The organism is Streptomyces sp. UH6 (genome assembly GCF_013421635.1).
GTDB lineage: Bacteria > Actinomycetota > Actinomycetes > Streptomycetales > Streptomycetaceae > Streptomyces > Streptomyces abyssomicinicus.
On the sequence record NZ_JACADT010000347.1, the window covers coordinates 1 to 5,482 of the forward strand.

The window sequence follows — 5,482 nt, forward strand, 5'->3', positions numbered from 1 at the left end:
TGTCGTTCCGGACCGTACCTGTCGGCGTGATCTGGAAGCTCGGCAGGGCCCGAGGCTGCTCCCCTGGGAAGGCGCGCACGCGTGTCCCGCCGGACGGTGGGGTCCGGCGGGACGTGGGGGGAGCGAGTGGGCCTGCCTCAGCGGAAGTTGACGTCGCTGCAGAGGAAGTACGTCTGGTCCATGTGCGAGGCCTGCCAAATGGTGTAGAACACCGCCCGGCCGCTGCGTCCCGGCACGCTCACGGGGATGTTGTACTCACTGCCGGGGGCGTAGCGGCTGGTGCGGGTGACCAGCTGCAGGTCGTTCCAGGTCAGTGCCTGGGTGAGCGGGTTGAAGCCCTGCCGGGTGACGTAGACCAGGATGTAGTCCGCGCCGTGGCTCGCCTGGTCGTGCAGCCGGATGGTGAGGTTGCTGCCGACGTCCGTGGCCTTCCAGTTGCCCACGGTGTCCATGGCGTTGTAGCGGCCGCTCTCGGTCCGGCCGCCGCTGCAGAGCTGGCCGTTGGGGATGACCGCCTGGAAGTTGCCCGCGGAACCGTTGCGGTACAGGCCGTTCCAGTTCCACATGGCGTTGGTGTCCGTCTGCCAGGCCTGCCAGCACATGGGGTCCTGCTGCTGCATGGCCGGGTTCTGGAAGTCGCTGCCCCAGCGCTGCCAACACCCGTAGTTGCGGGTGGCCGGATCGACGACCGACCCGTGGGCGTAGGCGGTGCCGCTCCCCGGGATCAGGGAGAACAGTGCGGTGACGACCAGGGTGAGGAGGAGGAAGGGCGCCCGGCGTAACCGGCCGGCGATGTCGGAACGTGTCATGGGTGTCCTCTTTCGCGTGGGGCTGGGGGACAGCGGACAAGGGGGTGGGAGCGCTCCCATATCAAGGTTGCGTACATGTCAAGATGCGGCAACATTCGATTGCGCCACTTTCACGCTGACGTGCCGCCCTGCGTCCCAGCCCTCTGTGCGCCCTTCCTGTGCATTGCGCCCGTGACGTGAGGATCCGCCAGGCGCGGTGTCCGTGGTGTTCGGCGTCCGCGGCGCTCACCCGAACTGCACCTGAGGAGCTGACACTCCGCCATGTCCGAAACACCTCCAGAGCCCACCCCCACGCCCCACTGAACCGCCGATTCCGGTGAGCGGCGCCGACTGCGCACGGTGGTGGCCGCCAGCCTGCTGATGCCGGCACGGTGGGGTGAGGGCGTCGCGTTCCATCTGACCACCGGCACGGAGCGGACGGCGGGCACGGCCGGGTCTCCGGGCGCTCCGGGGGCCGGCGGGCGGGGCAAGCACGTCCAGCTCGTTGCGGGCTCGTGAAGCCGGACGGGGCGTCCTTGACCGGCCCGTGCCGGGTCACCATGCTCGTGGGCATGACCGCGACGACCTTTCTCGTGACGCGGCTCCACGTCGACCTGGGGCGCCTCGCCTCGGCGGCGTGTCGAGTGCGCTGACGCTCGCGCATCCCGTGGGCCGCGCGCCGCTGCGCGCGATCGCCCCCCTTCCCCTTCCTTCCGTCCCGGCGCCTGACCGTTCCGCGCCCCGGGACGCCCGTTCCCCGTGCCCCTGCCCCTGCCGTGCCTCCCGCGGCGCGGGCGGGGCCGCACCCGGTGAAAGGAATGCCATGACGTCCACCGCAGCCACACCCGCGTCCGCAGCCACACCCGCGTCCGCAGCCACACCCGCGTCCGTCTCCGCTCCCGTTCCCGCGTCCGCACCCGGCACCGCACAGGTCGTCGTCGAGAAGGTCGGCGGCCGTATCGGCGCCGTGATCTCCGGCGTCCGCCTCGGCGGCGACCTGGACGCACGGACCGTGGCCGCGGTCCGGGCCGCCGTCCTCGCGCACAAGGTCGTCTTCCTCCGCGGCCAGCACCACCTCGACGCCGCGGGCCACGAGGCGTTCGGGCGGCTCCTCGGCGAGCTGGTCGCCCACCCCACCGTGCCTTCGGTGGACGGCCGTTACGCCCTCGGCATCGACAACGAGCACGGCGGGCGCGCCAACCAGTGGCACACCGACGTGACCTTCGTCCCCGCCTACCCCGCCTTCTCCATCCTCCGCGCCGAGGTGGCCCCGCCCTACGGCGGCAACACCCTGTGGGCCAACACCGCGGCGGCCTACGCCGAACTCCCCGAGCCGCTGCGGACGCTGGCCGACGGCCTGCGCGGGGTGCACACCAACGACTACGACTACGCCGCCGTCCGCCCGGGCGCCGTCCCGGCGCGACTGATCGAGCACCGAAGGGTGTTCACGTCGGTCACGTTCCGCACCGAGCACCCGGTGGTGCGGGTGCACCCGGAGACCGGTGAACGCACGCTGATCCTCGGCAACTTCCTGCAGAGGTTCGCCGGCCTCGACGGCCGTGACTCGCGGGCCCTGTACGGCGTCCTCCAGTCGCACGTCGAGCGGCCGGAGAACACCGTGCGGTGGCAGTGGCGCGCGGGCGACGTCGCCATCTGGGACAACCGGGCCACCCAGCACTACGGCGTGGACGACTCCGACGACCACGAACGGACCCTCCGCAGGGTCACGGTCGACGGCGACGTGCCGGTCGGGGTGGACGGCCGGCGCTCGGTGCTGCTCGAGCCGAAGTCCGTGCCCGAGCCGGGATACGGCATCGCCTCCGGCGCCTCCACGGACGGGGTGCTGGCGGAGGTCTGAGACGCCTCGCCCCGTCGGCCGGGCGCCGGTTCCACCCGTACCCGGGCGGAACCGGGGCCCGGGCACGGCGGCAGCGATCGTACGATGACTTCCATGGCCTCTCCGGACAGCGGTGCGTGCGCAGGTGGCGGGACGAGCCGGATCCGGAGCCGCAGGCGCCTCGCCGCGGCCGTGGCCGCGGTGGTGACCGTCGGCGCGGGGCTGGGCCTCAGGGCCGCGATGACGGGAGACGTCGCCAAGTACGGCGGGGACGCCCTGTACACCTTGCTCATCGTCGCCCTGGTCGTCCTGGTGGCTCCCTCGGTGACGGCGTGGAAGGCCGCCGCGGTGGCGCTGGCCTTCAGCTGGGGCGTCGAGTTCCTGCAACTCAGCGGCGTACCGGCGGAACTCTCCCGGCACAGTGTGGCCGCTCGCCTGGTGCTCGGCTCCACCTTCGGCGCGCAGGACCTCCTCTGGTACGCGGTCGGTGCGCTGAGCGGGTGGTGTCTGGTCGCGTGGTCCCGCAGGGCGGTGGTCCCCCGAGCGGTGATCCCTGGGCGGTGATCCACCGGTGTGGTGCTCCACCGGTGGTGATCCGCCGGGCGCGCGGTCTGCCCGGAAGGACGCCGGGTAGGCGCACCGTCATGGGTGACATCCTCGTGGGCACGTGTTCGTGGACCGACAAGGCTCTGGTCGGCAGCGGCTGGTACCCGGTGGGGCGGCGGGACGCCGAGGGGCGGCTGCGGTACTACGCCGAGCGGTTCCCGGTCGTGGAGGTGGACTCCTCGTACTACGCCCTCCCCGGTGAGCGGAACAGCCGGCTCTGGGCGGAGCGGACGCCGGACGGGTTCGTCTTCGACGTCAAGGCGTTCTCCCTGCTGACCGGGCACCCCACCCGGGCCGCGGTGATGCCGCACGGCCTGCCGGCCGACGCCCGCGACCCCGGGGTGCTCGACGAGGTGTGGGCGCTCTTCACGCAAGGGGTCGCCCCGCTGCGGCAAGCCGGGCGGCTGGGTGGTGTGCTCTTCCAGTTCCCGCCGTGGTTCCGGCCCGGCGCGCGGGCGGAGGCGTTCCTCGAGGACTCCGCCCGGCGCACCGAAGGCTGGCCCCTGGCCGTGGAGTTCAGGCACCCGGCGTGGTGGCGCGAGGAACGGGCGGAGGCCACCCGTGCCCTGCTCGCCCGGTACGGCATGGCGGCGGTGGCGGTGGACATGACGCAGGAGCTGCCCTCGTCCATCCCGCCGGTCACCCCCGTGACCTCCCCGCGCTTGGCCGTCGTGCGGTTCCACGGTCGCAGTGCCGCCTGGGGCACCGGCAGCAAGGAGGACCGGTTCCGGCACGGCTACGGCGAGGCGGAACTCGTGGGGTGGCTGCCGCGGTTGCGCGCCCTCGCCGAGCGGGTCGAGCGGGTGCACGTCCTGTTCAACAACTGCTGCGGGGACGCGGCGGTACGGGCCGCCGAAAGCATGACGCGTCTGCTGGGATCCCGGGGCTCCGCGCCGCCCGCCCGGGCGAGGACGGCGTCGTCCGGCGCCTGACGGGGCTGTGCGGCGCCTGACGGGGCTGTGCGGCGCCTGACGGGGTCGTCCGTCGGCCACCTGACGGCATGATCCCGCCGGGCGGCGAGGACGGTGCCGCGGGCGGTTTACGACATGATGGCCCGGGGGTGGGGATGGAGCAGGGAGTCTTCGAGTCCGTCAGGTACGCCGCTGTGTGCCAGGACTGCGGTGCGGAGCTGGAGTGCTGGGGCGTCCATGCCCTGGTGGACGGCCGGTTGCGCTGGGACGTCGAGTCGACCTGCTCCACCTGCGGGGTCGCGGTGATGGTGTGCGGTGGCGCGCTGCCGGCGGAACGGCGGGAGCAGATGCTCTCCGAACACGGACCCGCGTGGCTGCGGGTGAGCACCCCGCCGAAGAAGGGCGTCGTCATCATGCGCGTGCTGCGGACCGAGCTCGGCATCGACCTGGCAGACGCCCGGGCCGCGCTGCGCCGAGTGCTGGAGGGTGACTACTCAGGAACGCTTCCCGAGGTGGAGCGTGTGGCTCGCGCGCTCCGGAGGTCCGGCATCGCTGCCGCGGCTACGCGCACCCGCTCAGCCTTCGGCCAGGGCCTTCCCGACGGCGTCTGACCTGGTGCTGCCCGCTCGGCCGTCCAGAGGCTGCCCTCAGCCGAACGAGGCGTCGCTGCGACGTGGGATGCCGAGCTGCTGGACGCCGGCGATGCCTGGGGAGCCGTCCGGAGACCCTCCTGCGCCTCACGGACCGAACCGTTCTCCGCCTCGCGGGGCGGCTGCCTCCGCCGTGTGGGGGAGGGGGATCGTCGGTGGGCAGGACGTGGGCGGGGTGCTCGGGCGGGAGCGTGGAGGCATGACGCGAACTCCTGTGACCGCCCCGGCCGTTGCCGCCGGTACCACGCCGGCCCGCCGGCTGCTGCGCGCGACCGCTGTCGTCGCCTGCCTGCCCTATCTCGGCCTCAAGGCCGCCTGGATCGCCGGGAGCCGGGTCGGCATTCCCGACGGCAGCGCACTGCTGGACCACCGGGTGACCATGGCCGTGGCCAACGGGCTGTCCATGCTGCTGGACAGCGGCGTGATCGTGCTGGCGCTGGTGCTGACCCGGCCCTGGGGCCGACGGGTGCCCGCGTTGATGCTGGCGCTCCCGGCGTGGGTCGCCACGGGGCTGCTCGCGCCGATCATGGCCGGGTACCCGCTGCAGCTGGTGGCGCGGGCGTTCGCCGGCGGCGTCGCCACGGGGGCCGACGCGCGGCGGGAGCCCTTCCTGCACGAGTGGGTCTTCGCGGTCGTGTACGCGGGGTTCATCGTGCAGGGACTCGCCCTCGGCGCCCTGTTCGTCCTCCA

The 5,482-nt window shown here is 73.0% G+C and carries 6 protein-coding genes and 1 pseudogene; 6 read left to right on the forward strand and 1 reads right to left on the reverse strand.

The genetic code is table 11. The features are described 5' to 3' along the window. Positions 1 to 137: 137 nt before the first annotated feature. Positions 138 to 809 (reverse strand): lytic polysaccharide monooxygenase, encoded by a 672-nt coding sequence (locus HW445_RS17250; protein ID WP_180221902.1) that lies wholly within the window; start codon positions 807 to 809, stop codon positions 138 to 140. Between the two features lie 551 nt (positions 810 to 1,360). On the opposite strand from HW445_RS17250, the gene HW445_RS34440 reads away from it, so the two are divergent. The 6 genes and pseudogenes from HW445_RS34440 to HW445_RS17275 form a co-directional block, all read left to right on the forward strand. Next, on the forward strand, positions 1,361 to 1,441 hold the full coding sequence (locus tag HW445_RS34440) for a putative leader peptide (RefSeq protein WP_359270271.1): 81 nt from the start codon (positions 1,361 to 1,363) through the stop codon (positions 1,439 to 1,441). A gap of 170 nt (positions 1,442 to 1,611) precedes the next feature. Further along, a complete protein-coding gene (locus HW445_RS17255) occupies positions 1,612 to 2,646 on the forward strand; it encodes a TauD/TfdA family dioxygenase (RefSeq protein ID WP_180221903.1) in 1,035 nt (344 codons plus the stop codon). 93 nt (positions 2,647 to 2,739) lie between these two features. Beyond that, complete coding sequence (locus HW445_RS17260) at positions 2,740 to 3,189, forward strand: DUF2809 domain-containing protein (RefSeq protein WP_180221904.1); 450 nt, start codon at positions 2,740 to 2,742, stop codon at positions 3,187 to 3,189. Between the two features lie 80 nt (positions 3,190 to 3,269). Beyond that, positions 3,270 to 4,163, forward strand: coding sequence for a DUF72 domain-containing protein (locus tag HW445_RS17265; RefSeq protein ID WP_180221905.1), 894 nt, complete (start codon positions 3,270 to 3,272; stop codon positions 4,161 to 4,163). 134 nt (positions 4,164 to 4,297) lie between these two features. Next, positions 4,298 to 4,753 carry a hypothetical protein gene (locus HW445_RS17270; protein WP_180221906.1) on the forward strand — a complete coding sequence of 152 codons (456 nt, stop codon included), beginning with the start codon at positions 4,298 to 4,300 and terminating at the stop codon, positions 4,751 to 4,753. Positions 4,754 to 4,991: 238 nt separating this feature from the next. Then, positions 4,992 to 5,482: pseudogene (locus tag HW445_RS17275) on the forward strand (hypothetical protein); the annotation flags it as partial.

Bases quoted from the DNA above. Each gene is read 5' to 3' on its own strand.
- HW445_RS17250 (WP_180221902.1), bottom strand. From the start codon at position 809: ATGACACGTTCCGACATCGCCGGCCGGTTACGCCGGGCGCCCTTCCTC.
- HW445_RS34440 (WP_359270271.1), top strand. From the start codon at position 1,361: ATGACCGCGACGACCTTTCTCGTGACGCGGCTCCACGTCGACCTGGGG.
- HW445_RS17255 (WP_180221903.1), top strand. From the start codon at position 1,612: ATGACGTCCACCGCAGCCACACCCGCGTCCGCAGCCACACCCGCGTCC.
- HW445_RS17260 (WP_180221904.1), top strand. From the start codon at position 2,740: ATGGCCTCTCCGGACAGCGGTGCGTGCGCAGGTGGCGGGACGAGCCGG.
- HW445_RS17265 (WP_180221905.1), top strand. From the start codon at position 3,270: ATGGGTGACATCCTCGTGGGCACGTGTTCGTGGACCGACAAGGCTCTG.
- HW445_RS17270 (WP_180221906.1), top strand. From the start codon at position 4,298: ATGGAGCAGGGAGTCTTCGAGTCCGTCAGGTACGCCGCTGTGTGCCAG.